Raw genomic sequence first — 26,599 nt, 5'->3', positions numbered from 1 at the left:
CTGCCCCTGCTGGTCGGTTTCGATCTGGTTGAAGTAGACCACGGCAGGCGGTTGTCCGCCATGGGCGGCGTGGGGCCGCTGGTGGTTGTAGAAGGTGATCCATCGGCCAACGCCGGCCTTGGCCTGCGAACCGGTCTCCCAAGCGTGGAGGTAGACGCACTCATACTTCAGGGATCGCCAGAGGCGTTCGATGAAGATGTTGTCGAGATGAAGAGGGACCGTCGCGCCAGTGGTGCGGCGTAAGCCCGATGAATGGCCCTTGCCGTCCATCGAGATCCTAGTGCCGATCCGTTTCAGCCGGTCGGTCCAGGCGAAGGACGTGAACTGCGAACCCTGATCGGTATTCATGATCTCAGGCGGGCCGAAGCGGTGGACCGCCTCGTTCAGCGCCTCGACGCAGAAGTCGGCTTCGAGCGTGTTCGAGATGCGCCAGGGTGAGATGGGACCGTCGCCCCGGTGGGGCCGCGTAAGCCCATCAAACACCTTGCGGGTAAACCAGTCCATGATGGCGACCAGGTAGAGGAATGAGCCATCGAGGCTCCACCGGTTCGAGCCCGATGGCGAATGCGTCGCATCGGCAGGTAGGTGATGTCGGCGCACCAGACCTGGTTGGGCCGATCGACCCGCAGTCCGCCCAGAAGGTAGGGGGAGGTCTTGTGCCCATTGGCGGGCTTGCTGGTGTTGGGCTTCGGGTAGATCGGCATCGTTCCGGGGCTTACGCGGCGCCACTGGCGCCACGATCCCCTTCACCATGAGCCGCATCAGGCGTCGGATGCGCTTCTGGTTCACAGGATGACCCTCGTTCTGCAGGTGCCAGGTCATCTGCCGGACGCCGTAGAACGGGGTTTCCAGGAACTGCTGGTCGATCACCTGCATCAGCGCCAGGTTCATCTCGGTCTCTCCCTGCGGCGCGTAGTAGAATGACGACCGCGAGATCGACAGCAGGCCGCATTGCGCCCCGATCGACAGCGTGGGGTGAGCGTTCGACCATCCCGCGTCTCACTTGCTGGTCCAGGGCTTGAGCTTTCTAGACAAAAAATCGTTAGCGACAGCCTTCGCCATTGGGCTCGAACCCATGGCGCCTCAATGGCTCAGTCCCCGATCTTGGCATGCAGCGAGCGCACCGTCTCCTCGTCGACCTCGGCCTTCTTCTTCCCGCCGCGCTCGAAGATCTCCGACGCCCCCTCGAGCAGCGCGTTGGTCGGGAAAACGATTCACTGGATCGTTTTCTGATCCTCCCAACTCCACTGGTGGATCATCGTCGGATGCACGCCGTATTCCGCGGATAGCTCCGACACGGTGCGCTCGCCCTTCACGGCTTCCAGCGCCACACGAGCCTTGAAGCCCGCGTCGTGGTTCCTGCGTTTCGACATGGTCTGATCTCCTCGTTCTTGGAGACCAGCAGATGGCAGATCGTAGCTTACGTCACTGTCCGATTTTCGGGGGAGTAGCTCACACTTCCCCTTCGTCCCCTCCGGCAACACCAACGGCCCGGCGATGATGGCTGGCGAGCGCGCCGCAGATTTCATCCGCCACGGCCGGAACTGACCTGCGGGCACCGCCCCGTGCAGAGAAGGCGGCGATCCGGGATCAGCCCCCGGCCGGCACAGAAAGCCCGAGAAGGTCGGCCCACACCGGCTGGTTGTCGCGGGCGAGAAACTCGATGTGATTGAGCCGGCTCAGCCCGTAGTCCGCGGGAGTGAAGCACCGGTAGACCGCGCCGGCAGGCGCAAGCGCATCAGCATAGCGCCTGACCGCCACCGGCGGCACCACCACGTCGTCACGCGCGACGCAGATCCGGACCTCCGGCCCGGACAGGGCATAATTCGGCTCCGGCAGGGAAACTCCGATGTCGCCGTTGAAGAAGTCGCGACGGGTGCACCAGCGCCGCCATTGCCAATAGACCCCCGCCGGCAGATCGGCCCCCAGAAGCAGCCGCTTGCCCGGCATGTAGCCCGCAACGGCCGTCGCCAGCGGGCCGAGCGCAAACCAGAAGGCGAGCACTTTCGGGCGATAGCTCCAGGGATGGTCGGTGAAATGCCCGATGCCCGCCCCCACCGTGACGATCTTCTCGGTCCGCTCCGGATAGCCGTGAAACGGGATGCCCAGCCCGCCCAGGCTGTGGCCGAGCACCCAGAGCGGGCCGTCGGGCGCGATCTCGGCCAGCTTTCGCTGCGCCGCGGCCTGATCGCGCACCGCCCAGTCGGCAAAGATCGCGTCGCTGTCGCGCATCGGCCGATGCTGGGATTCGCCGAAATCGCGGTAGTCGTAGGTCAGAACCCCGATCCCGCGCGCGGCCGCCCAGCCGGCGAAATGCCGATAGAAGCGCTGCGGCACCCCCGTTGCGCCATGCAGGACGAGGCTCGCCCGGACCTCCCCCGAAGGCGCGTAATAGGTTCCGGCCAAGCTGGCGCCCTCGGCGGCGATCGCGATCTTCTGCGGCGTGAGATCCATGAAGCCCCTTTCCGAATCCGTAGACCGATTGGTCTAGGCCCTGTCTAGACCAATCGGTCCAATGAGGCTATGGCTTTTCCATGACCGATCTGGATTCACGCGACAAACTGGTGCGGGCCGCGTCCCGGCTCTTCCGTCGGAAGGGCTATTCCGGTGTCGGGCTGGCGGAGATCCTGACCGAGGCCGGGCTGCCCAAGGGATCGCTCTATTACCATTTCCCGGGCGGCAAGCAGGAGCTTGCCGATGCCGCGACCCGCTGGGCGGGCCGGCAGATCGAGGCGGTTCTCGACCAGACCTTCGGCGCGGCGCCGAGCTTCGAGGCGGGGGCGCTTGCGGTGTGCGAGGCGATGGCCGCGGCGGTGAGCGCCGGCGCCCATGTGCCCGCCTGCCCCGTGCTCAGCATCCTGCAGGCGGTGCCGGACGAGCCCCGCCTGCAGAGGACCGCTGAGCAGGTCTATGGCCGCTGGACCGACTGCATCGCGGCGCATGCGGCAAGGTTGGGTCGGCCCGCCCCGCGCGAAGCGGCCTTCTCGTTGCACGTCAGGCTGCAGGGGGCCTGGGTGATCGCCTTCGCCCAGCAGTCCGCCACCCCGTTCGCCCTGCTCGCTCAGGAGTTGCGCCGCACGCTGTGACGGCCCCCTGTGACCGGGCGGCCCGGATCACGAACCGGTTTCAGGCGTCGCGCCGACGGCTCCGGTCAGCGCATCCCAGTGCATCACCTGCGCCAGCTCCTCAGGCGCCATCAACCTGCGCTCGAGCACGATCTCGAGCACCCCGCGACCGGTCTGCAGGGCCTCCTGCGCGACCGCGGTTGCAGTCTGATAGCCGATGAAGGGGTTCAGCGCCGTCACCAGCCCGATCGACTGCTCGACCATCGCGCGCAGGTGCTCGCGGTTGGCGGTGATGCCCCGGACACAGTTACGCTCCAGCGTCAGACAGGCAGCGGTCAGATGCGAGATGCTGCGGTGCAGGCTGTAGAAGATCACCGGCTCGAAGGCATTCAGCTGCAACTGCCCGCCCTCTGCCGCCATGGTGATCGTCACGTCATTGCCGATCACCTCGAAGGCGACCTGATTGACGACCTCGGGAATGACCGGGTTCACCTTGCCGGGCATGATCGACGAGCCGGCCTGCACTGCGGGCAGGTTGATCTCGTGCAAGCCCGCGCGCGGCCCCGAGGACAGCAGCCGCAGATCGTTGCAGGTTTTCGACAGCTTGACGGCGACACGCTTCAGCACGCCGGAGAGCTGGACGAAGGCGCCGCAATCCTGCGTGGCCTCGATCAGGTCGGGGGCGGTGATCAGCGCGGTTCCGGTGATCCGCGACAGGTGGTCACGCACCCGCGCGGCATATTCGGGATGCGCGGTCAGCCCGGTGCCGATCGCCGTGCCCCCGAGGTTGATCTCGCGGATCAGCGCGGCCGCTTCGGTCAGCCGCGCCTCGTCCTCGCCAAGCATCGTGGCATAGGTGGCGAATTCCTGCCCCAGCGTCATCGGGACGGCATCCTGAAGCTGCGTGCGGCCGATCTTCAGCACGTCGGAGAACTCTGCCGCCTTGCCGGCAAAGGCCTGTCGCAACGCCGCCATCGCCGCCGCAAGCCGGTGCAGACCGCTCAGCGCCGCGAGCTTCAGCGCGGTCGGATAGACGTCATTGGTCGACTGCCCCATGTTCACATGCTCGTTCGGGTGCAGCTGCCCATAGGCGCCCCGGTCGTGGCCAAGCAGTTCCAGCGCGCGGTTCGCGATCACCTCGTTGGCGTTCATGTTGCTCGAGGTCCCCGCCCCGCCCTGCACCAGATCGACGACGAACTGATCGTGCAGGGCGCCCTGCCGGATTTCGCGACAGGCCGCGATGATCGCCCCCGCCCGCGACGGATCAAGAAGCCCCAGATCGCGGTTCGCCTCGGCCGCCGCCCATTTGATCGCCGCCAGCGCGTCGATCAGATCGGGGGTCGCCGCCAGAGTCTCGCCGGTGATCGGGAAGTTCTCGACGGCGCGCAGGGTGTGAACCCCGTAATAGGCCGCCGCGGGAATCTCACGGTCGCCGAGCAGGTCGTGTTCCAAGCGGAAGGAGGGGTGGGTCATGATCGCCTGATGGAGCTGGAGGTGCGGAAACGGTCTGCGAAGGGGCCTGCGGGATCAGCGCAGCGCCCCGGTCAGGGCCGTGGCGGATTTCAGCGCCAGGGCCGCGATGGTCAGTGCCGGGTTCACCGCCCCCGAGGTCGGCAGCACCGAGGCATCGGTGACCCACAGGTTCTCGACGTCATGGCTGCGGCAGTCGAGGTTCACCACCGACCGGCGCGGATCGGCGCCGAGACGCGCCGTGCCGCACTGATGCGAGGTGGTCTTGTTGCCGAAGATCCGCACCAGAACCACCGGGAAGCCCGCCCGCCGCATGACCTGCTTCGTCCGCTTGATCAGCAGGTGATGCGCGTCCATGTTCGAGCGCTGCCAGTCCATGATGATGTCCTCGCCCCGGACCCGGACGCGACTGTCGGGGTTGGGCAGATCCTCACTGGTCAGGAACCAGCCGAAGGCGTGGTTCGCCATCAGCCGCGCCAGCGGGCGCGGAAGAGCAGGCGCCTGCGCTTTCAGGATGTTGCCGGTGATCCGCCCAAGCAGCTGCACGTTCCCAAGCGGAGCGTGAACCTCGGCATCGTCATTGTAGAAATCGTTGAAAAACAGCGTCTTCTGATAAACCGAATCATTTCGGAGGAACGGGCTGAGCGTCATCATGGCGCTGGTATTGTGGTTCATGAAGTTTCGGCCCAGCTGGTCCGAACTGTTGCCAAGCCCGGTCGGGTGCGCCGCATTGGCCGAGCGCAGCAGCAGCGCCGCGCTCTGCACCGCCCCCGCTGCGACGGCGAAATGGCGGGCGGTCAGGCGTTCCTCCCGCCCTGCGCGGCGCACGATCGCCGCGATCACCCGCTTGCCCGAGGGATCGGTCTCCAGCCGGACGACACGCGCGCCGGTCATCAGCCGCACGTTGGGGAACTTCAGCGCATCGGCGAGCGGGCCGACCTCGGCGTCGATCTTGCCCGCGCCGCCGGTGTTCGGGAACGCGTCCCAGCCGGTCTGGCCACGCTTCAGCCAGGCCTCGAGGTCGATGGCGAGCGGCAGGCTCGCAGGATGAACGCCGGCGCGGAGCAGACGCTGGCGCACAGTCTGCAACGCCGGCTCGTCGGGCACGGCGGCATAGGGGAACGGACCCGACCGGGGAGGGTCGGTCGGGTCCTGCCCGGTCGCGCCGCGCACCCGGAACAGGGCCTCGGCGCGGGCATACCAGGGTTCCATCTCCTCGTAAGACATGTCCCAGCCGGGCGAGGCGCCCTGTAGGTGCGGGCGGGCCCGGAAATCCTCGGCGCGATAGCGGAACATCACCGCGCCGTAGAACTTCGAGTTGCCCCCGACATAGTAATAGTTCCCCGGCAGGAATTTCTTGCCGTCGGCCCCATACCATTCCTCGTCCGAGCGATAGACGCCGCGTTCGAAGATGGCGACGTCGTCACGGGCGTCGGGCGTGTCGGGCAGGTGCTCGCCGCGCTCGACGACCAGGATCCGGGCGCCGCCGGGCGCCAGCGCCGAGGCGAGCGTGCCTCCGCCGATGCCCGAACCAATGATGATGACGTCGCTGTCAGTGGTCATGATCTGCCTCAGTCGATACGGATTTCGGTTTCGGGATCGAACAGGACCACCTTCGCCGTCGTGACCGCGAGATCCGCGATCTGTCCGGCCTCGACGGCCTTGGGCGCCAGGCGCGCGATGACCTCGGTCCCGCCGAGGGTGAACATCGCAAGGGTATCGGGCCCGGTGGGCTCGACGACCTCGATCGCCGCCTTCACCGCGGACTGGCCCGGAGCGGCGACGGAGAACCCTTCGGGGCGAATGCCGACCAGCACCGGCCGACCGGCATATTTGCGCCGCGCCGCATCGCTGATCTGCACGCCGGCGATGCGCGAGACACCCCCGTCGGGCTGATCCATCAGCAGCTCGGCACCGGCGGGGCCGTCCTTCAGCCGGCCGGGGATGATGTTCATCGCCGGCGATCCGACGAACCGCGCCACATAGACATTCGCCGGCCGGTCATAGACCACCTGCGGCTCGTCGAGATGCTGGACGATGCCGTCCTTCATCACCGCCACCCGGGTGGCGAGGGTCATCGCCTCGATCTGGTCGTGGGTGACATAGACGATGGTGGTCTTCAGCCGCTGATGCAGCCGCTTGATCTCGGTGCGCATGTCGACCCGCAGCTTGGCATCGAGGTTCGACAGTGGTTCGTCGAACAGGAACAGCTTGGGATGACGCACCAGCGCCCGCCCCATCGCCACACGCTGCCGCTGACCGCCCGAAAGCTGCGACGGCTTGCGGTCGAGAAGATGCCCCATCTGCAGCATCTCGGCCGCCTCGCGGGTCGCCTTCTCGCGCTCGGCCGCCGGAACGCCCCGGATCTTCATGCCGAACTCGATGTTCTGGCGCACCGTCATCGTCGGATAAAGCGCGTAGGACTGGAACACCATGGCGATGTCACGGTCCTTGGGCGAGAGGTCGTTGACGGTCTGCCCGTCGATGCGGATCGCACCTGCGGTGATGTCCTCGAGCCCCGCAATCATGTTGAGCAGCGTGGACTTGCCGCAACCGGACGGCCCCAGAAGGACCAGAAAGTCGCCGCTGCCGATGGCGATGCTGACCTCTTTCAGCACCTCCATGCTGCCATAGGCCTTGCGGACGCGATCGATTTCCAAAGTAGCCATATCGTTCAGCCTTTCACTGCGCCGGCGGTCAGCCCACGGACGAAATAGCGGCCCGCGACGACATAGACGACAAGGGTGGGAAGAGCGGCGATCATGGCGGCGGCCATGTCGACGTTGTATTGTTTGCGCCCCATGGTGACGTTGACGATGTTGTTCAGCGCCACCGTGATCGGCGAGGAGTCCCCGGCGGTGAAGGACACGCCGAACAGGAAGTCGTTCCAGATCTGGGTGAACTGCCAGATGCAGGACACGACCATGATCGGCAGCGCCGCCGGCACCATGATCGAGAAGAAGATGCGGAAGAAGCCCGCCCCGTCGATCTGCGCGGCTCTGGTCAGCTCGTCGGGAATGGTCACGAAGTAGTTGCGGAAGAACAGCGTCGTGAAGCAGATGCCATAGACCGTATGCACCAGCACGAGCCCCGGGATCGTCCCCGACAGGCGCAGCTTGCCCAGCACCTGCGCCATCGGCAGCAGAACCGCCTGGAACGGCAGGAAGCAGCCGAACAGGATCAGCCCGAAGACCAGGTTGGAGCCCTTGAAACGCCATTTCGTCAGCACATAGCCGTTCAGCGCGCCGATGCCGGTCGACAGCAGAACCGCCGGGATCACCATCATCAGCGAGTTGACGAAATAGGGTTTCAGACCGGTGCAGGAGGTGCCGATGCAGGCCTGGCTCCAGGCCTTGCTCCAGGCCTCGAAGGTGACCGACCGCGGCAGGCCGATGAACGAGCCGCCATAAATCTCGTCGAGGGATTTCAGCGAGGTGGTGATCATCACCCAGAGCGGCATCAGGTAGAATGCCGCAAGCGCGATCAGGCTGCCGTAGATCACCAGGCGTCCGATGCGGCGCGCCCGCGCGGCAGAGCCGTGTTCAGTGACCATTGCGGCTCTCCTTCAGCTCGGAATAGAGGTAGGGAATGATGATCGCGGCGACGGTCATCAGCATCATCATCGCCGAGGCTGCGCCGACCCCCATCTGGTTGCGACGGAACGTGGCCTGGAACATGAAGGTCGAGGGCACCTCGGTGGCGTTGCCCGGCCCGCCGTTGGTCATCGCCAGAACCAGATCGAAGTTCTTGATCGCGATATAGCTCAGCAGCACGATCACCGACAGGAAGGCAGGACGCAGCATCGGCACGATGATGCTGGCGTAGATCCGCGGCAGCGTCGCGCCTTCGATCTGCGCGGCCTTAATCACCGAATTGTCGATCCCGCGCAGCCCGGCAAGGAAGATTGCCATGGCAAAGCCCGAAGACTGCCAGACGGCTGCGATCACGATCGTATAGATGGCGAAGGTGGGCTGGGTGATCCAGTTGAAGACGAACCCCTCCCAGCCAAGGCTGTTCACGACCTTCTGCACCCCCAGATCGGGGTTCAGGATCCATTTCCACGCGGTCCCGGTGACGATGAAGGACAGCGCCATCGGATAGAGATAGACGGCGCGCAGCGCTCCCTCGGCCCGGATATTCTGATCGAGCAGGATCGCCATGACCAGCCCGACGCCCATGGTCACGAGCAGGAACAGCGACGAGAAGATGAACAGGTTCACGACAGCGATATGCCAGCGCGGCGTCGCCCAAAGACGGTAATATTGCTCGAGGCCGACGAAATCGTAGCTGGGCACCATCCTGGACGAGGAGACGGAGATCCAGCCGGTCCAGGCGATGAACAGATAGACGCCGACCAGGATGACGAGCAGGCTTGGCGCCATCACCAGGCGCGGCAGCCAATCCGCCACCCGGTCGGAAATGGGTTTCTTTCGGGTCATGAGGATCCTCGCCAGAAAAGGGGAAAATGATCTGCGTCAGCCCGGCGTGACCGCCAGACTGACGCGACCACTCGGAACGGGGTCAACGGGCGTTGTTGATCCCGTCGACCAGCATCTTCACCGCGTCTTCGGACGACATGTCGTTCACGAAGAACTGCGCGGCGACGTCGCCGAACACGGCCGAAAACTGGGGTTGCGCGGCAAAGCCATGCGTGGCCGCGCCCAGCATCGCGCCGTTCTGGATCGCCTCGGCCCGCTCCTGGAAGCCGAGCTTGGCGCAATCGTCGAAGTCGTCGACGGACAGGTCGGTGCGGGCCGGGATCGAGCCCTTGATGATGTTGAAGTCATGCTGGACCTTCGGATCCATCACCACCTCGGCCAGCGCATCCTGAGCCTTGGTCACCTCGGCATCCTTGACCTTGAACATGCCGAAGCTGTCGATGATGAACTGGAAGGAGGGGGTTTCGGACGGCGTCGCGAAGCACATGAAATCCTTGCCGGGTTTCAGACCCTTGGCCAGGAACTCGCCCTTCGCCCAGTCGCCCATCACCTGCATCGCCGCTTCGCCGTTGATGACCATGCCGGTGGCCACGGCCCAGTCGCGGCCGTTGAAGCCGTCGTCGACCAGCCCGCGCACCTGGCGCAGCGTGTCGAAGACCTGCTTCATGGTGTCGGAGGACAGCGCGTCGTCGTCCAGATCGATCATCGCCCTCTTGTAGAAGTCCGGCCCGCCGACGTCGGAGACCAGCGCATCGAAGATCACCTGGATCTGCCACGGCTCGTCGCCCATCGCGAGCGGGATGATCCCGGCCGCCCGGAGCTTTTCGCCGTCGGCGATCAGTTCGGCCCAGGTCTTGGGCTGCTGGATGCCGGCCTTGTCGAACGCGGCCTTGTTGGCCCACACCCAGTTCTGCCGGTGCATGTTGATCGGAACGGCGATCAGGTTGTCACCGTTCTTGACGAAGGGCAGAACCTGCGGCGCGATGGTCGCTTCCCAGTTGTTGGCCTTGTCGAGATCGTTGAGGTCGCGCATCACGCCCTCGTTCGACCAGTCGATGCCTTCCCAGCCCAGGAACTGCATCGCGCCGGGCGGGTTGCCCGCCGCCAGCCGCGAGCGCAGCGCCTGCTGCATGTTGCCGCCGGACATGCCACCGACCGCGCTGTCCTGCCAGCCATAGCCCTTGGCGGCCAGCGCCGTGCGGATGGTGTTCAGTGCGGCAACCTCGCTTTCCGAGACCCAGTGGTGCAGGACCTCGATCTTGGTCTCGGCACGGGCCGGCATGGCGACGGCCATGGCCAGCGCGCTGGCGATCATGGCGGAGCGAATGGTTTTCATAGTCTTCTCCCTGGGTGAGTTGTGGTGCTTGAAAAAGGAAGGGCCCGGTGGCGTTCCGCTCGTCTCGGGCCGAATGGCGTCAGGCCTCGACCGAGGCGCCATAGGGGACGTTGCGTTTGCCATAGCGGCGCACGCGGATATTGGCCTGTTCGGCGTGCCCCACGAAGCCTTCCATGTGGCACAGCCGCGAGGCATAGGCGCCGATCATCGCCGAAGCCTCGTCCGTCAGAACACGCTGATAGGTGCAGGTCTTGAGGAACTTTCCGACCCACAGGCCACCAGTATAGCGCGCCGCCTTCAGCGTGGGCAGCGTGTGGTTGGTGCCGATCACCTTGTCGCCGAATGCGACGTTGGTACGTTCGCCAAGGAACAGCGCGCCATAGTTGGTCATGTGGTTCAGGAAATAGTCCGGATCCGCGGTCATCACCTGCACGTGCTCCGAGGCGACGCGGTCGGCCTCGGCCACCATCTCCTCGAGCGTGTCGCAGACGATGATCTCGCCGAAGTCCTCCCAGGCCTTGCGCGCGATCGCGGCGGTCGGCAGGATCTCGAGCAGGCGCTCGACCTGCGCCAGCGTGTCCTTCGCCAGCTTTTCGGAGTTGGTGATCATCACCGCGGGCGAGTTCGGGCCGTGCTCGGCCTGTCCCAGCAGGTCGGTGGCGCAGATCTCGCCATCGACGGTCTCGTCGGCGATCACCAGCGTTTCGGTCGGACCAGCGAACAGGTCGATGCCGACCTTGCCGAACAGCAGCCGCTTGGCTTCGGCGACATAGGCGTTGCCCGGCCCGGCCAGCATGTCGACCGGACGGATCGTTTCGGTGCCGTTGCCCATCGCCGCGATCGCCTGCACCCCGCCGAGGCAATAAATCTCGTCGGCGCCGGCCAAGGCCTGAGCCGCGACGATCTTGTCGGCGATCTGCCCCTTGAAGGGCGGTGCGCAGGTGATGACGCGCTCGCAGCCCGCGACCTTCGCGGTCAGCACGGTCATGTGGGCCGAAGCCAGCAGCGGATACTTCCCGCCCGGCACATAGCAGCCGACGTTCTGGATCGGCACATGCCGGTGGCCAAGAACCACGCCCGGCAGCGTCTCCACCTCGAGGTCCAGCAGCGTGTCACGCTGGGCCTGGGCAAAATTGCGGATCTGGGTCTGCGCGAAGTCGAGATCGTGACGTTCCTGTTTCGTCAGACCGTCGACGCAGGCGGCAATCTCTGCCTCGGTCAGACGATAGCTGTCGCGGTCGAGGCCATCGAACCGGATGCTGAGCTCGCGGACGGCCTTGTCGCCGCCCTCCGCCACCTGCGCCAGCAGGCCACGGACGGTTTCGGTGACGGCGGGATCCGTCTGGTCGCCTTGGGTGAGACGCGCGGTCTTTACGTGCCGGATCATGGCAAATCTACCTCTGGGGTGCAGCCCTGCGGCCACCCGTTCTGATTTCGGATAGGAAGGGGGGGGAGGATGGTCAGGACGGCACGCGCCGTCCCGACCGGCCGGCGCTCAGAGCATCTGCTCTTTCGCCCGCATCTCGGCGTAGGCGGCCTGTTCCTTTTCGTAATAGGCCGGCGAGGGGAAGTCCCACCAGCCGGTCGCGAAGGGACCGGCGGCATCGCGCGACACGATGACCTCGACCAGGGTCGGACCGTCGGTGTTGAGCGCGGCCTCGAGGCTGGATTCCAGATCTTCGTCCTTCTCGACCTTCCAGGCTTTCAGCCCGAAGGCCCGGGCGCTGGCGGCGATGTCGGCCGAATAGGGCTCGCCGCTGCCGGCGTGGTGGTTGAATTCCGACGCGATGTGACGGCCCATGAACTTGCGCTGGCCGCCGCGGATCGACATGTAGCCCTGGTTGTTCAGCACCAGGAACACCACGTTGATGCCGTTCATCACCGCCGTGCCCATTTCCGGCAGCGACATCATGAAGTCGCCGTCGCCGACGATCGCCACGACTTTCTTCTCCGGGCAGGCCAGCTTGGCGCCCATCGCGGCCGGAACCGCCCAGCCCATCGGCGAGTAGGAGCCCGAGGTCAGGTGAGTGCGCGGCTCGTAGATGGTGAAGCTCTGCTTGACCGAGCCCTGCGTGTTGCCCGAGCCGACAACCACGATGCCATCCCGCGGCAGCACCTTGCGCAGGGCGACCAGCGGGCGCTGCGAGGTGAAGGGGGTCTCGCGGCTGGTCTCGCGCGGTTCGACCTGAGCGCGCCAGTCGGCCTTGGCCTGCTCCACGTCCGCGGCAAACGCGGCATTGCCCTCGCGCAGCATGGCGGCCTCGTCATCGCTGATCGCGTCAAGCAGCTGCGCCAGCGCGATTTTCGCGTCGGCCACGATGCCCACCTCGGTCGGATAGGTCTTGCCGATCTCGCGCGGGTCGAGGTCGATGTGGATCAGACGGCCGGGCGGGAAGCTGAAGGACACGCCCTTGGCATAGGACGAGGCCGACCAGTCGGTGAAGCGGCAGCCCACCGAGATGACCACATCGGCCGAAGCGGTGATCTTGTTGCCGCAGGTGGTGCCGGTCTGACCGACAGCGCCGATGAAAAGCGCGTTGTCTTCGGAGATCGCGCCCTTGCCGTTCCAGGTGATCGACACGGCGGCGCCCAGCTTCTCGGCGAGCGCGGTGAGCTCGGCCGAAGCATTGGCGGAAATCGCGCCGCCACCGGCGACGATGACCGGACGGCGGGCCGAGAGCAGCACCTTGGCCGCCGCTGCGATCGCCTTCGGGTCCGGATAGGAGATGCCGGTCGGCAGGCGCTTGTCCAGCGGATGGATGGTGACCTCGTCGGCTTCGACCTGCACATCCATCGGCACTTCGACATGAACCGGGCCCGGGCGGCCGGTCAGCATCTCGCTGAAAGCGCGGTGCATGATCGTCGGCAGGGTCTTGACCGAATGGGCCTGCCAGGCGCGCTTCGTCACCTGCTCGGTGATCCGCGGGAAGGCGTTGTCCTGCTGGCGCTCGATCTCCTGCATGGTGCCGTGACCCTGCATGTAGGTCTGCGGCGAGCCCGAGACATAGAAGAGCGAGGTCGAGTCGGTATAGGCGGTCGCGAGGCCGATGATGGTGTTGGTCGCACCGGGGCCGACCGAGGTCGAACAGGCCATCGGCTTGCCGCAGGCGCGGTAATAGCCATCGGCCATGTGCACGGCGCTTTGTTCGTGCATCACCTGGATGAAGGGAATTTCGGACCCTTCCTGCAGGAATGCGTCGAACAGCGACCAGATGCCGTGGCCGGGAACCCCCGCCACATATTCGACCCCGTATTCCTTGAGCGCACGCGCTACGACTTGTCCACCGGTCAGTTTCATCTGCTTCCCCGTTGTTCGCGGCACCGTCGCAAGGCGGTGCACGTCTGCAATGACTGGAGCCGATGCTGCGGGCTTGACGAATTTGTCGCAATTTCGCATCCATGCGATTCATGGCGCAAACTGACGCACATACTGCGAAGGATGTTCAGATGACCCCGACCGACCTGGCGCGCGCCCCCGAGGATCGCATGGCGAATTTCGCCCTGAACCTGCGCCTGCTGTGCGACCGGCAGGGCTCGATCTCGCAGATCTGCCGCAAGCTGGGCATCAACCGCCAACAGTTCAACAAGTACCTGTCCGGCCGCCACATGCCCTCTTCGGGCAATACGCGGGTCATCGCCAATTACTTCGGCCTCGGCCCCGAAGTGCTGTTTTCCGAGCACGAGCATTTCCGCGCCCTGGTCGACGGTAATTTCTTCGATGTTCTCGACCACCTGCGCCGGGCGCCGCAGGTCGTGCGCTTCCTCGACACCGTGGCCGTCGCCAGCAAGATCGACATGGGGGAGTTCGTCGGCTGCTACGATCGCTATCAGTATTCCTCGATCTATTCGCGCAAGATCCTGCGCTCGGCCTTCTGCATCTTCCAGAGCGGGGATTTCCTGAACCACTACTACGTCGAACGCTTTCCAAGCTATGACGACCCGTCGCGCATCGAATACATCTTCAAGTACCACGGCTTCACCTTCCCGGTGGAGGACCGTGTCTTCACCATCGATTTCGAGACGGTGCAGCGCAACGAGTTCACCTTCGGCATCTTCTCCTCGGTGCAGCGCAGCGCCAAACGCTTCATGTTCGGCATCGTCAGCGGCGTCGCCGCGACCATGTTCCGCCAGCCCTTCGCAACCCGCGCCGTGTTGCATTACCGGCGCCCCGGACTCCTGAGCCGGGCCGAGCTGCAGGCGACGACGACGCTCGACATGAACGATCCGTCAATCCCGCGCGAAGCCCGCGACTACCTGGGCGAAGCACCGGACATGATCAAACCGGCCTGATCCGACGCGACTCGCGCGAAAAACAGCGTCACCTTGCGTCAGTTTTGCACGGATCGCGCAATGGTTTGCTGCCGCGTTCCGTGCTGTCCTGAGACAAATCCGAATAGCTTTCAAGGAACCGTCATGGACAACCAGATCCGAGATCTCGCCTTCGCGGACGACTTCATTCAGGCGCAGCTGATCGAGAGCCCGCGCGACTACCACGTCGAGGATGCCGTCGTGGTCAACCTGTCGCCCGAGCCGCTGATCACCGGCACCGATCACCCCGCCATCGTGCCGGCCTGGAAATCGACCTGGCTGCGCGGCGGCACGATCCGCTCGGGCGAGCGCGCGGCGATCCTCAAGGTGCTGAAACCAACCAATCTCGGCGGCTGCATGTTCCGCGGCTGGGACTGGCTCGGCAACCGGATCAAGAGCTTCCCGCGCGACACGCCGTTGTTCATCTCGGCGCAGGACAGCGTCGGCACGGTGACGACCGACCCCCGCGTCTTCACCAACGAACGCCGCCTGCCCGAAGCGCCGCAGGAGTTCGAGCTGAAGGTGAACCTGTGGTGGTCGCCCGGCGACACCGACTGCTTCATCCACAACGAGCACCCCTTCCTCGAAGTGCATACGCAGATCCATGGCACCGGCCGGATGCAGAAATTCACCGAGCGCGACGCGGCGACCCTGTACGAGGACGTGCTCATGCCGATCAGCTATTCGCATGACCCGTTCTGCCGGGTGACCGGCCCGAACCAGTGGACCTATCCGTGGCATCGCTACTACGCGGATACCGACTCGGTCTGGCTGGCGATCGAACTGCATCCCAAGGCCTGATCCGGCTCGGGGAGCGCATGATGAGACCCGCAGCCGCATGGACACGGACGGAAACCGACGAGCTGGGCAGCCGCAAGCTGCCCGGCGACGCCCTTTATGGCATCCACACGCTGCGCGCGGCGGAAAACTTTCCGGTGTCGGGCATGCGGATCGGAACCCTGACACCGCTGATCCGCGCCATGGCGCTGACCAAGAAGGCGGCGGCGGCGGCCAACTATCGGCTGGGAAAGCTCCCGGCCCGCAAGGCCGAGGTGATCAGCAGGGTCTGCGACGAGGTGATGGCGGGACAGCACGCCAACCACTTCATCGTGGACGTGTTCCAGGGCGGCGGCGGCACCTCGGGACACATGAACCTGAACGAGGTGATTGCCAATCGCGGGCTCGAGCTGATGGGGCACCCCTGCGGCCAGTATGAGCACCTGCACCCGATCCGCGACGTCAACCTGTCGCAGTCGACGACCGATGTCCACTCAACGGCGCTGCGCATCGCGCTGATGCAGGGCGCGCCGGCACTGGAGCGGGCGCTTCTCGGGCTTGCCGACGCCTTCCAGGACAAGGCGAAGGAATTCGGGAACATTCTCAAGCTCGGGCGGACGCATTTGCAAGATGCGGTACCGATGACCCTTGGCGAGGAGTTCAGGGCCTTCGCCACCGCGTTGCGTCAGGATGCGGCACGGATCTGGCCGGCGTCCCAGGGGCTGGCCGGGCTGAACCTCGGCGGGACCATGGTCGGCACCGGCCTTGCCGCACAACCTGATTTCGCCGAAGCGGTGATCACCGAGTTGCAGCGTCTGACCGAGCTGCCGCTGCGCCGCAACGAGGATCTCGTCTGCGCGGCATGGAACAGCGCCGGTCTGGTGCAGTTCTCGGGCCTGCTGCGGGGGATCTCGATCACCCTGTCGAAGATCGCCAATGACCTGCGCCTGCTGTCCAGCGGACCGCGCGGAGGCTTCGGCGAGATCGCCCTGCCCGCCGTCCAGTCCGGCTCGCCCCTGGTCCGGGGCAAGGTGAACCCCGTCATCCCCGAGATGGTGACGCAGGTCGCACTTCATGTCGCCGGGGCCGATGTTGCCGTCGGCATGGCAGCCGAGGCCGGCCAGCTGCAACGCAACGCCTTCGAGCCACTGATGGCGCAGGGGCTGCTGACAAGCCTGGCGATGACCGAGAATGCATCGCGGATCTTTGCCGAGCGCTGTGTGAAGGACATCCGCGCCGTTCCCGAAACCTGCAGCGCCAACCTTTCGGCGCAGAGCACACTGACCGCGGGGCTGGTTCCGCTGCTCGGGCCAGATGCCGCCACCGATATCGCCGCGGCCGTCGCGCAGGGCGAGGATCTGGTCACGCTGCTGCGCACGCATGGACTTGGCCCGATCGAGACGACAGACTGACCCCTCCCCGCCCGGAACGAGGACACCCGATGAGACCTGAAGACGACGCCTTTGCCGTGCTGCTGCCCGCGATCGACGATCTGGTCCTGACCGATCCGCTGACCCGCTTTCTCTCCGAGGGCGGGCGGGCGCTGCTGATCGGCGAAACGCGCGCGGAATACCTTGCCCGCGAGATGTCGCCTGCCCGCCGCGCCGGCGAGACCGCGGCAGATCTGCGCGCGCTCACGGAGCGGATCGGGCGGCTCGTCGGCCCCGGCCTGATCGCGCTGGATCAGGAACCCGCAGGCATCCAGCGGCTGCACGGGCTGGTGCCCGGGCTGCCCGGTGCCGACACGCTCCTCACGATGCCCTCGGAGGAGATCCGCGCGGCCGCTTTTGCGATGGCACGCGCCGCCCGTGCGATGGGCATTACCATGCTCCTGTCGCCGGTGCTCGATCTGGTGACCGGCACCAACCCCTGGCTTCGGGGGCGCAGTCTGGGACCGGATGGGGAGCAGGTGGCGCGGATCGGCGCCGCCTTCATCTGCGGCGTGGAGGCGGCGGGCGTCGTCGCCACCGCCAAGCACTTCCCGGGCCATCACGACATCGACGGCGACCCGGCGGTCGAGATCGCGACGGTGCGGGGTGATGCTGCCGCCCTGATGCCGGGGATGATCCCGTTCCGGGCCGCGATCGCGGCGGGCGTGCGCGCGGTGATGACCGGCCCGGCGCTGGTGCCCGGCATGGATCCGCGGATGCCCTCCTCGCTTTCGGCGCCGACGATCGCGGCGCTGCGCGGGATGGGGTTCACCGGGCTTGTGGTCAGCGACGACCTCGACGCGGCCGGCACGCTGCGCGGCACGCGCGACGTGGCCACGGCCGCGGTCGAGGCGCTGATCGCGGGGGCCGACCTGCTGCTGCTCTCGGCCGCCAACGACCTGCCGGCAATCCGCGCCCGGATCGTGCAGGCGGTCCGCGCCGGCCAACTGCCCGCGCCCCGTCTCGCCGCGGCCGCCGACCGCGTGCGGGCGCTCGCGACCCGCGTGGGAGGGGCCGATGCGCATTGAACACGTCGCCCTGTGGACCCGCGACCTGCCCGGCGCCGTCGCGTTCTGGCAGACCCATTTCGATGCGGCCGCCTCCGCGGAATATGCCAGCCGCAACCGGCCCGGTTTCCGCTCGGTGTTCCTGACGCTTGCGCAGGGTGCGCGGATCGAGCTGATGACCGGCCCCTGGGTCGCGCCAGCCGCCGATGAGACCGAAGGCTGGGCCCATGTCGCACTGTCCCTCGGCAGCGAGGCGGCAGTGCGCGAACAGGCCGAAGCTTTTCGCCGCCTCGGCCTGCTCGAGTCCGGACCCCGCCGCACCGGCGACGGCTATTTCGAAGCCGTCATCCGCGGCCCCGGCGGGATGACGATCGAACTCACCCTCTAGGCCGCAGCCACCGCTCAGCGCGGCAGCGCGTCCGATGACCCGACCTCTGGCTCGGGCGCGTGGTCATGCGCGCACAGGGCGTGATTGCCCAGAACCTCTATCACGCGGCAATCCGAGATGGTGCCATGCCTGCATTGCACCACCATGCGCTGAAGCTCCTGCTCGAGCGCCTGAAGCCGCGCGATCCGGAGCCGCACCGCCTGCAGTTGCCGCTTCGCGATGCTGTCCGCGGCGGCACAGGGCCGCGACGGCTGATCGGCGAGGCTCGACAGCTCCCGGATCGCCTCCAGCGAGAAGCCGAGATCGCGGGCGTGCCGGATGAAGGCCAGACGTTCCCGCGCCTGCGGACCATAGAGGCGCTGGTTCCCGCCGCTGCGCTCGGCCTCCGGCAGCAGGCCGATCTGTTCGTAATAGCGGATGGTCGGCACCTTCACCCCGGTGGCTGCACCAAGCTTGCCGATGGTCAGCATGAAACCCCCTTGATCCTCTAGTTGCTAGAGAGATTAAGACTCCGAATCAATGAGAGCAAGAGCCCGGCCGACCCGGGCGGGAGATCACGAATGAGTACGACAACACGTCGCGAATGGACCGTGAGCGGGATGGATTGCGCCGCCTGCACGGCCAAGGTCACCCAGGCTGTGGAACGGCTGCCGGGCGTCAGCGGAGTGTCGGTCGCCCTGATGACCGAACGGCTGTCGCTGGAGCTCGCCCCCGGCACCGGAGATCCGGCGCAGGTCGAGGCAACCATTCGGAAACTCGGATACCAGATCGCGACGCGCAGCACCGCGGGGGCGCTGCCGGCAGCCCATGGCCCGGATTGCACCGGGCATGATCACGACCATGACCACGCCGGCCATAATCACGATCATGCCGGACACAGCCATGGCGGACACAGCCATGAGGCGCCGGAAGATCGCGCCGGAAAATGGTACGAGATGGGCAAGGGCCGTCTGGTCTTGCTGAGCGGCGGCCTGCTCTGCCTCGCCTGGATCGTGGAGATGGTGACCGGTGCCGCCTATGGCTTCTGGGCCTTTGCTCTCGCCTGTGCCATCGGCGTTGCACCGGTCGCAAAACGCGCCTTCGAAGCGCTGCGCATGAGGCAGCCCTTCACCATCGAAAGCCTGATGACGATCGCCGCGATCGGCGCTCTTTTCATCGGCGCGGCCGAGGAGGCGGCGCTGGTCGTCTTCCTCTTCGCCGTGGGCGAGGTGCTTGAGGGCGTCGCCGCCGGCAAGGCGCGGGACGGCATCCGCGCGCTCGCCAGTCTGGTGCCGAAAACCGCCCTTCTGGAAGAAAATGGCCAGACCCGCGAAGTTCCCGCCGAGAGCCTGACGATCGGTGCGACGGTGCTTGTCCGCCCCGGCGACCGGATCCCGGCCGACGGCGAAATCATCGAGGGCACCAGTGGCATCGACGAAAGCCCGGTCACCGGCGAAAGCGTGCCGGTGACGCGCGGCCCCGGTGAGGCGGTCTTCGCCGGCTCGATCAACACCGAGGCCGTCCTGCGCATCGCGGTGACGAAAACCGCCGCGGACAACACGATCAGCCGGATCGTCCGGCTGATCGAGGAAGCCGAGGAGGCCCGCGCCCCGACCGAGCGCTTCATCGACCGCTTCTCGCGCTGGTACATGCCCGCCGTGGTGGCCGCCGCCATTCTGGTGATCGTGGTGCCGCCGCTGGCGCTCGGCGCGGATTGGGACACGTGGATCTATCGCGGTCTTGCGCTGCTGCTGATCGGCTGTCCCTGCGCGCTGGTGATCTCGGTTCCCGCCTCGATCGCCTCCGCACTGTCCTCGGGGGCGCGCAAGGGCCTGCTGATGAAGGGCGGCGCGGTGATCGAGGCGACGGCCAAGGTCAGCCGGATCGCCTTCGACAAGACCGGCACGCTGACCCATGGCACCCCCCGGGTGACCGACATCGTCGCCGCACCCGGGGTGACGGAAAACGACCTGCTCGCCGTCGCGGCCGGGGTCGAGACCGGCTCGTCGCACCCGCTGGCGCAGGCAATCGTGCGCCGGGCCAGCGAGGCCGGCGTGACTGCCCTGCCCGCCGCGCAGGCCCGCGCCCTGCCCGGAAAGGGCGTCGAGGCCCAGGTCGGCGACGAGAAGGCCTGGGTCGCGTCGCCCCGTCATGCGGCCGATACCGCCGGCCTGGCGGCAGAGCACATCAACCGCGCCACCGCGCTGGAATCCGAGGGCAAGACCGTGGTTGCGGTGTTCCGCGAGCGGCGGCCGCTCGGGCTGATCGCGCTGCGCGACGAACCACGCGACGATGCCGCCGAGGCGATGGCCCAGCTGCGGCAGCTGGGGATCACCCCGCTGATCCTGACCGGCGACAACCCGCGCACCGCGGCGGCCATCGCCGGGCAGCTCGGCATGGAGTTCCGCGCCGAGATGCTGCCCGAGGACAAGCTGGAGGTCATCCGCGACCTCGGCGCACAGGGCGGGGTGATGATGATCGGCGACGGCATCAACGACGCGCCGGCGCTGAAACAGGCGAGCGTCGGCGTTGCCATGGGCTCGGGCACCGATGTGGCGCTGGAAACGGCGGATGCCGCGATCTTGCGCAACCGGGTGACGGATGCCCCGGCCCTGATCCGGCTGGCGCGGGTGACGATGGGCAACATCCGGCAGAACGTGGCGCTGGCGCTCGGCCTCAAGGCGGTGTTTCTGGTGACCTCGATCCTCGGAATGACGGGGCTCTGGATCGCGATTATGGCCGACACCGGCGCGACCGTCCTTGTCACGATCAACGCGCTGCGGCTGCTGCGCTTCGACCCGTCACGACAGGGCTGAGCCCCGCACGCGACGGCATCGCCGCCGGCCCCCTGACGCAGCCTGACGCGCGAGGGAGCCGGCGGCGAACGGTTACAGCTTGTCCCTGAACCACTCGACAGTCTTCGGCGCCAGTTCCGTCTCGACCGTCTCGGCCGAGGTCTCGGCGCCGAAATCGTGGTCGGTGTCAACCACCGTCAGGTCCTCGACGCCTGTGTGATAGCGCATCAGCTGGTTGCCCGCGATCGGCTGCGGAGCCACGATCGTCTCCCGCGATCCGACGATGACCCGCAGCGGCCCGGGATAGGAGGCGACGGCGCCGGCCGCCGACAGCAGCGGCAGCTCCTGGAAGAAGGCGCCCTTCAGCGTGGTCCGCCCGCCCCAGGACAGATCGGCGGTGATCGGCTCGTCCTTGCCCGCCGCCAGACCGGCCGCGACCTTGTCCGCCCCCATGATCTTCGCATAGGTCGCCATCGGATTGGTCACCGGCGCCCACAGGACCACCGCATCCGCCTCGGGCCGCGCCGCGGCCAGATGCGCGCCGACCAGCCCGCCCTGGCTGTAGCCCAGAATGCCGATGCGCCCACCGTCGACCGTCGGCAAGGTCTGCAGATAGTCGAAGGCATCGACGGCATCCGCGATCTGCCCGGAGAAGGTGGTATCCTCCCATTTGCCCGAGCTCTCGCCAGAACCGGTGAAGTCGATGCGCAGCGAGGCGATGCCGGCTTTGGCCAGCTCGCCCGCGACATAAGTGAACAGCCCGGTTTCCGTGCCGGCGATGGGAAATTCGTTCTTGCTGCCGGTAAAGCCGTGCATCATCAGCACGACCGGCGGGGTCTCGACGCCATCGGGCAGGTTCAGGATGCCGGCGATGGTCTTTCCGCCATGCGTGATCGAGAGCGGGGCCTCGCTTGCCAGCACGCCCGAGGCGGCCAGGGCGGCGAAGGCTGCGGCGGCAACGCCGGTCTTCAGGGGGGTCATGATGGGATCTCCTCCGTTGGTTGGATCGCAAGGTGCGTTTGCGCACCGTTCTGGGCCGCAGCCCGCTGGGCTGCGGCATCCGGCCGGCCTCCGCCCCCGGCAGGGGGCGTGCGGACGGGCGGGATCTCAGGCCCGGATCATGTCCGAGAGCTTTTCGCCGATCATGATGCAGACCGCGTTCGGATTGCCCGAGACCAGCGTGGGCATGATCGAGGCATCGGCGACGCGCAGCCCCTCGATGCCATGCACCCGCAGCTGCGGATCGACGACCGAAAGCGCGTCGGCTCCGGCGCGGCAGGTGCCGGCGGGATGCAGCGCGGCATGGGCGGTCGTCTGGCAGAAGTGACGCACCTGCTCGCGCGTCACGGCCCCTGCCCCGGGCAGCTGGCGGCGTTCCACATAGCGGCGGATCGCAGGTTGCTCCATCACCTCGAGCGCCAGCATCGTCCCGTCGGTGATCGCCTCGAGATCGTAGGGATCGCCGAAATAATTCGGGATCACCCGCGGCAAGGCCGACGGATCGGCGCTGGTCAGCCGCACCTCGCCGCGCGAGCGGGGGCGGATCTGGCCAAGATTGATGGTGCAGCCATTGCCCCCGGGAACCGCCTCGACGCCCTCCTCGATGCCGGCACCGACCACCATGAAATACTGCACGTCGGGCTGCTTCTGCGCCCGGTCGGCCCACCAGAAGGCACCGCCCTCGATCAGGTTCGACGCCGCCGGCCCGCCCCGGAACAACAGGTAATCGAGCCCCGCCAGCGCCTTCCAGTGCAGCTTCTTGTACTTGTCATAGCTGTGCGGCCCGTTGAGCTGATAGATCAGCGAGATCTCGATGTGATCCTGCAGGTTCTGGCCGACCCCCGGCAGGTCATGCAGCACGGCGATGCCGTGCCGGCGCAGCTCGGCCTCGGGGCCGATGCCCGAAAGCATCATCAGCCGCGGCGTGTTGATCGCCCCCGCCGACAGGATCACCTCGCGCCGGGCGCGAACGGTGCGGGTCTTGCCGCCGATCACATACTCGACCCCCACGGCGCGCCCCTTCTCGATCAGCACCCGCAGCACGCGCGCACCGGTCTTCACCGTCAGGTTGCGTCGCTTCCGCGCGGGCTTGAGATAGGCCACGGCCGCACTGCTGCGCCGCCCGTTCTTCGCCGTGATCTGATAGAGGCCGCATCCCGCCGGGGTGCCGGAATTGAAATCCGGGTTGAACGGCAGGCCCTGTTGCTGACACGCCTGCAGCCAGGCCCGGGTCAGCGGATGGATCTGGTCGATGTCGGACACACCGAGCGGCCCGCCGATGCCATGGACCTCATTGCAAAAGCGGTTGTTGTCCTCGGCCTTGCGGAAATAGGGCAGCACCTCGTCATAGCCCCAGCCAGTGGCCCCCAGGCTTTCCCAGGTTGCATAATCGTCGGGATTGCCGCGGATGTAGATCATCGCATTCACCGACGAGCCACCGCCCAGAACGCTGGCCTGCACCATGGTCGGCGGCTCCTCGCGGTTCTGGGCATCGGTGGGCTCCCAGGGGAAGCGCTTCAGCAAGGGCCCCTGCGCGGTCTTGTAATAGGCGCCAGGGATATGAATGTAGGGGTTCAGGTCACGCGGCCCCTCCTCCAGCAGCAGCACCTCTGCCCCCGGATCCTCACTCAGCCGACCGGCCATGACGCAGCCTGTCGAACCGCCGCCGACGATGACGAAATCCGCGCCGTCCATGATCTCTCCCTGCCAGGCGGGCCCCGCGGCGGGGCCACTGCGATCCACTCATAAAGCCCTGCCGCTTTCTCGCGCACAATTTCGCAACCGGCGCGACGATGACGCAACTCCGCGCGCAGACTGCGTCACATCGCGCAATGTTTCGCGAGGCTGCGCAATTGCGCGACGGTCGCCCGGGGTCGAAACTGTATGCAATGCCAAGGCACCCGCCCCGAGAGGAGACGTCGATGACCGCCCCCCGCCAGCAGATCGTTCTGCATTCGCTGATTGCCAAGGACGCACCGATGGCCATCGATCTGAAGATCGCGCGGGATCTGGGATATGACGGCATCGAGATTTCCGCCGCGAAGATGCGCGCCTTTCTCGCGGCGGGCTGGACCGAGGCCGATCTGGCGGAGCGTCTGCGCCCCTTCTATCTGCCCGGCACCGGGTTTTTGATGGACATCGAGCGCCACGGGCCCAATGAGGCGGCTCTGATGCGCGAGGCCGAAGAGCTGTTTCATCTCGCCCGGGTCGCCGGGGCACGCGGCGTGCAGCTGATCACCGGGCCGATCCCGCTCGCGGCCGCGCGGGCCCATGCAGAGGGCCGGCCGATCGAGGGCTATGCCGGCGTGCTGGGGCTGCCCCGCGCCGAGCAGCTCGCCATCACCGCGCGCAATCTGGCGAAACTCGCGGACATGGCGGCGGCAGAGGGGCTGGTGCTGTATCTCGAGGCGCTCGGCTGGTGCCCGCTCAACACCGTCTCCGATCAGCTCGAACTGATCGGACGTGCCGCGCGGGACAATCTCAAGATGGTGGTCGATTTCTGGCATTGCCACGTCTCGGGCGACACCCCTGAGCGCATTTCCCGCATCGACAGCCGCCTGATCTATGGCGTGCACGTCTGCGATTCCCTGCGCCATGACGGCGGCCTGCCGGACGAGGCGGTGCTGCGCGATGTGCCCACGGGCAGCGGCGTGCTCGCGCTGCAGGACTGGGTGGATGCGGTGAAAGCGACGGGCTATGTCGGCTGGTGGAGCGGCGAGCTGTTCTGCCGCCGCCAGCATCAGGATGACAGCTTCCGGGTCGCCGCAGAGATCAAGGCGCTTCTGGAGAAACTCGTCCTGTAATCATCATCGCGGTTCATGGGGATCCTCACATTGGCCAGCATGCGTTCTTCGGTTCACCAGAGGATCGTTCTGTCGATCTGCTTTCTCGCCGGCGGTCTCGGCGTCGGAGCCTGGGGGGCGAACCTTCCCGCGCTCGGCCGCCGGGCCAGCCTGGACGAGGCCGCTCTGGGGATGACGCTGCTCGCCTTTGCGACGGGGGCGATCGCGGCAATGACCAGCGCCCCCCGCATCATCACCCGTGTCGGCGCCGAACGCGTGGCGATCGTCGCGGCCGGCCTGTTCGGGCTGGGCATCGCCGGCGTGGGTCTGGTGACACGACTGCCCGAAGCGCTGTGCATCGCAATGCTCACGGGGATCTGCTTCGGGTCGCTGGATGTCGCGATGAACAGCCAGGCGGCCTCGGTGGAACGCAGGGCCGGCCGGCCGATCATGTCGTCCTTCCATGCCGTTTTCAGCGCCGGAACCCTGACGGCCGCCCTGGCCTATTCGACGCTCGCGCATCGTGGCCTGGGCTCGGCCAGCATGATGGCGCTGACCGGAGCGATGCTGGCCATTCTGTCGTTTGAAGCCTTCCGTCAGACGCTGAAAGGACCATGCGAACCCGTGGCGCAGGACATCCGACCCGAGGGGGCGGGAGCGCCGCGATCGGGGCAGCGCGCAGCCCTCGCCCTGGGCGTGCTGGCCTTCGTGATCTTCATGGCGGAAGGCGCGATCATGGACTGGGCGGCCGTCTATCTCGTGCGGGTTCTGGGAACCTCGGAAAGCCTGGGCGCCGCCGGATATGCCGTGTTCTCCGGAACGATGCTTCTGGGCCGGCTTCTGGGCGACCGCGCGAACCGCCATCTCGGTCCGACGCGGCTGTTCCGGATCTGCGTGATGATCGTCGTCCTCTCCCTGGGGGGCTTCCTGGCCTTCGGCAGCCTGCCGATCGCGCTGTGTTCCCTCGCCTTGTGCGGCCTGGCGATGGCGAATGTCATTCCGATCCTGTTTTCGGCCGCAGGCCGCCTTGGCGAGCATGATGGAAACCGATCGCTTTCCCGGGTGCTTTCGATGGGCTACGCCGGCGTCCTGCTCGGTCCGGCAATGATCGGCTTCGTCGCCGAGGCATCATCGCTGAAAATCAGCCTGTCTCTCGTGCTTCTTTGCCTGATGACAGTGGCGCTCTTTGGCCGCATTTCCGGCTCGCCCTCCGGAGGCGGAGAAAGCTGAGATGAGCGCGAAAGTTGAACAGCCGCGCCGGGTGTTCAGCCCCGGCCTCTGGTGGATCGGATCGGCGATGCATCTGTCCGGCTCTGAAGCCCAGGCCTTGCAGATGTATTCGTAGGGTGTGAAGCCGTTCAGGCACCGAACCGCCCCGGGTTTGCCGGAGGCGGTTACGGTAACCCCTGAACGGTTCATCTTTGCGCAGCCTCCATGCGCCGGCATATTGCGGTGTCAAGCGGGGCATTCGACATGCGCAAAGCCTCTTGACTGGGAGGGCTATGCTCCCGAAGCCTGACGCACAGTCCGGTTCACGAAAATTCGGCCATCAACTGTCGGCAGTCGTCCAGCATGGCAGGCAACCGGGCTTGTTGCACATATCAGTGAGAGGGATTCACCTTGAGAATCCTGATGGTTAGATCGTTGGCATGCCAGAGCCTGCCGACACCCGCTACCGCACGACGAATTGGTCCGACTATAACGCTTCGCTGAAGCGGCGAGGATCGTTGTCCGTCTGGTTCGATCCGGAAATGTCTTGGCAGGCCGAGCGAGCCGTCAAGCGCGGCCACCCCGAGACCTTCTCCGACAGCGCCATTCAGACC

General features: G+C 66.5%; 23 protein-coding genes and 2 pseudogenes. 10 read left to right on the top strand and 15 right to left on the bottom strand.

What is annotated here, in order from left to right; translation table 11 throughout:
• Positions 1-33: 33 nt before the first annotated feature.
• The 3 genes and pseudogenes from EOW65_RS18970 to EOW65_RS18965 all read right to left on the bottom strand — a co-directional run.
• A pseudogene (locus tag EOW65_RS18970) lies at positions 34-978 on the bottom strand (IS3 family transposase); the annotation flags it as partial.
• A gap of 236 nt (positions 979-1,214) precedes the next feature.
• Positions 1,215-1,373 (bottom strand): transposase, encoded by a 159-nt coding sequence (locus EOW65_RS20325; RefSeq protein WP_240664797.1) that lies wholly within the window; start codon positions 1,371-1,373, stop codon positions 1,215-1,217.
• 217 nt (positions 1,374-1,590) lie between these two features.
• Positions 1,591-2,454: an alpha/beta hydrolase family protein gene (locus EOW65_RS18965; RefSeq protein ID WP_128152132.1), complete on the bottom strand. Its 864-nt coding sequence runs from the start codon at positions 2,452-2,454 to the stop codon at positions 1,591-1,593.
• An 80-nt stretch (positions 2,455-2,534) separates the two neighbouring features.
• Here EOW65_RS18965 and EOW65_RS18960 point away from each other — a divergent pair, with 80 nt between their 5' ends.
• Positions 2,535-3,086 carry a TetR/AcrR family transcriptional regulator gene (locus EOW65_RS18960; protein WP_128152130.1) on the top strand — a complete coding sequence of 184 codons (552 nt, stop codon included), beginning with the start codon at positions 2,535-2,537 and terminating at the stop codon, positions 3,084-3,086.
• Between the two features lie 27 nt (positions 3,087-3,113).
• Here EOW65_RS18960 and EOW65_RS18955 read toward each other — a convergent pair whose 3' ends face one another.
• The 8 genes from EOW65_RS18955 to EOW65_RS18920 form a co-directional block, all read right to left on the bottom strand.
• Positions 3,114-4,538 carry an aspartate ammonia-lyase gene (locus EOW65_RS18955; RefSeq protein ID WP_128152128.1) on the bottom strand — a complete coding sequence of 475 codons (1,425 nt, stop codon included), beginning with the start codon at positions 4,536-4,538 and terminating at the stop codon, positions 3,114-3,116.
• 54 nt (positions 4,539-4,592) lie between these two features.
• Positions 4,593-6,098, bottom strand: coding sequence for a GMC oxidoreductase (locus EOW65_RS18950; RefSeq protein WP_128152126.1), 1,506 nt, complete (start codon positions 6,096-6,098; stop codon positions 4,593-4,595).
• A gap of 8 nt (positions 6,099-6,106) precedes the next feature.
• Positions 6,107-7,204: an ABC transporter ATP-binding protein gene (locus tag EOW65_RS18945; protein ID WP_128152124.1), complete on the bottom strand. Its 1,098-nt coding sequence runs from the start codon at positions 7,202-7,204 to the stop codon at positions 6,107-6,109.
• A 5-nt stretch (positions 7,205-7,209) separates the two neighbouring features.
• Positions 7,210-8,088, bottom strand: coding sequence for a carbohydrate ABC transporter permease (locus tag EOW65_RS18940; RefSeq protein ID WP_128152122.1), 879 nt, complete (start codon positions 8,086-8,088; stop codon positions 7,210-7,212).
• Complete coding sequence (locus tag EOW65_RS18935) at positions 8,078-8,974, bottom strand: carbohydrate ABC transporter permease (RefSeq protein ID WP_128152120.1); 897 nt, start codon at positions 8,972-8,974, stop codon at positions 8,078-8,080. Before EOW65_RS18935 ends, EOW65_RS18940 begins: the two co-directional genes overlap by 11 nt.
• Positions 8,975-9,056: 82 nt before the next feature.
• A complete protein-coding gene (locus EOW65_RS18930) occupies positions 9,057-10,310 on the bottom strand; it encodes an ABC transporter substrate-binding protein (RefSeq protein ID WP_128152118.1) in 1,254 nt (417 codons plus the stop codon).
• A gap of 79 nt (positions 10,311-10,389) precedes the next feature.
• On the bottom strand, positions 10,390-11,697 hold the full coding sequence (gene hisD / locus EOW65_RS18925) for a histidinol dehydrogenase (protein WP_128152116.1): 1,308 nt from the start codon (positions 11,695-11,697) through the stop codon (positions 10,390-10,392).
• Between the two features lie 108 nt (positions 11,698-11,805).
• The gene (locus tag EOW65_RS18920) at positions 11,806-13,608 is read right to left on the bottom strand and encodes a thiamine pyrophosphate-binding protein (RefSeq protein WP_128152114.1); all 1,803 of its coding nucleotides are present in this window, start codon (positions 13,606-13,608) and stop codon (positions 11,806-11,808) included.
• A 149-nt stretch (positions 13,609-13,757) separates the two neighbouring features.
• Here EOW65_RS18920 and EOW65_RS18915 point away from each other — a divergent pair, with 149 nt between their 5' ends.
• The 5 genes from EOW65_RS18915 to EOW65_RS18895 all read left to right on the top strand — a co-directional run bounded on the left by EOW65_RS18915 (position 13,758) and on the right by EOW65_RS18895 (position 18,220).
• The gene (locus EOW65_RS18915) at positions 13,758-14,600 is read left to right on the top strand and encodes a helix-turn-helix domain-containing protein (RefSeq protein ID WP_128152112.1); all 843 of its coding nucleotides are present in this window, start codon (positions 13,758-13,760) and stop codon (positions 14,598-14,600) included.
• Positions 14,601-14,723: 123 nt separating this feature from the next.
• Positions 14,724-15,419, top strand: coding sequence for a hypothetical protein (locus tag EOW65_RS18910; protein WP_128152104.1), 696 nt, complete (start codon positions 14,724-14,726; stop codon positions 15,417-15,419).
• 20 nt (positions 15,420-15,439) lie between these two features.
• On the top strand, positions 15,440-16,807 hold the full coding sequence (locus EOW65_RS18905) for an aspartate ammonia-lyase (RefSeq protein ID WP_128152102.1): 1,368 nt from the start codon (positions 15,440-15,442) through the stop codon (positions 16,805-16,807).
• Between the two features lie 29 nt (positions 16,808-16,836).
• Positions 16,837-17,853 carry a glycoside hydrolase family 3 N-terminal domain-containing protein gene (locus EOW65_RS18900; protein WP_128152100.1) on the top strand — a complete coding sequence of 339 codons (1,017 nt, stop codon included), beginning with the start codon at positions 16,837-16,839 and terminating at the stop codon, positions 17,851-17,853.
• On the top strand, positions 17,843-18,220 hold the full coding sequence (locus EOW65_RS18895; protein WP_128152097.1) for a VOC family protein: 378 nt from the start codon (positions 17,843-17,845) through the stop codon (positions 18,218-18,220). The genes EOW65_RS18900 and EOW65_RS18895 overlap by 11 nt, the downstream gene beginning before the upstream one ends.
• Positions 18,221-18,234: 14 nt before the next feature.
• Here the strand turns inward: EOW65_RS18895 and EOW65_RS18890 are convergent, their stop codons facing one another.
• Positions 18,235-18,690 carry a MerR family transcriptional regulator gene (locus EOW65_RS18890; protein ID WP_128152095.1) on the bottom strand — a complete coding sequence of 152 codons (456 nt, stop codon included), beginning with the start codon at positions 18,688-18,690 and terminating at the stop codon, positions 18,235-18,237.
• A gap of 90 nt (positions 18,691-18,780) precedes the next feature.
• Between EOW65_RS18890 and EOW65_RS18885 the strand changes: the two genes are divergently transcribed.
• Positions 18,781-21,015 (top strand): heavy metal translocating P-type ATPase, encoded by a 2,235-nt coding sequence (locus EOW65_RS18885; protein ID WP_128152093.1) that lies wholly within the window; start codon positions 18,781-18,783, stop codon positions 21,013-21,015.
• A 72-nt stretch (positions 21,016-21,087) separates the two neighbouring features.
• On the opposite strand, the gene EOW65_RS18880 is transcribed toward EOW65_RS18885, so the two are convergent.
• Positions 21,088-21,975: an alpha/beta hydrolase gene (locus tag EOW65_RS18880; protein WP_128152091.1), complete on the bottom strand. Its 888-nt coding sequence runs from the start codon at positions 21,973-21,975 to the stop codon at positions 21,088-21,090.
• A 126-nt stretch (positions 21,976-22,101) separates the two neighbouring features.
• The gene (locus tag EOW65_RS18875) at positions 22,102-23,688 is read right to left on the bottom strand and encodes a GMC family oxidoreductase (RefSeq protein WP_128152089.1); all 1,587 of its coding nucleotides are present in this window, start codon (positions 23,686-23,688) and stop codon (positions 22,102-22,104) included.
• A gap of 227 nt (positions 23,689-23,915) precedes the next feature.
• Here EOW65_RS18875 and EOW65_RS18870 point away from each other — a divergent pair, with 227 nt between their 5' ends.
• Both EOW65_RS18870 and EOW65_RS18865 read left to right on the top strand, forming a co-directional pair.
• Entirely contained in the window at positions 23,916-24,797 is an 882-nt protein-coding gene (locus EOW65_RS18870) for a sugar phosphate isomerase/epimerase family protein (protein ID WP_128152087.1), read from the top strand.
• A gap of 15 nt (positions 24,798-24,812) precedes the next feature.
• The gene (locus EOW65_RS18865) at positions 24,813-26,006 is read left to right on the top strand and encodes an MFS transporter (protein ID WP_240664796.1); all 1,194 of its coding nucleotides are present in this window, start codon (positions 24,813-24,815) and stop codon (positions 26,004-26,006) included.
• Between the two features lie 30 nt (positions 26,007-26,036).
• On the opposite strand, the pseudogene EOW65_RS20320 reads toward EOW65_RS18865, so the two are convergent.
• Positions 26,037-26,138 (bottom strand): annotated as a pseudogene (locus EOW65_RS20320) (IS481 family transposase); the annotation flags it as partial.
• A gap of 287 nt (positions 26,139-26,425) precedes the next feature.
• Between EOW65_RS20320 and EOW65_RS18855 the strand changes: the two are divergent.
• The coding region (locus EOW65_RS18855) for a transposase (protein ID WP_206364105.1) at positions 26,426-26,599 on the top strand (174 nt) is incomplete at its 3' end.

The organism is Paenirhodobacter ferrireducens (assembly GCF_004022265.1).
GTDB lineage: Bacteria > Pseudomonadota > Alphaproteobacteria > Rhodobacterales > Rhodobacteraceae > Rhodobacter > Rhodobacter ferrireducens.
This window is presented reverse-complemented; position numbering and strand designations above follow the sequence as displayed.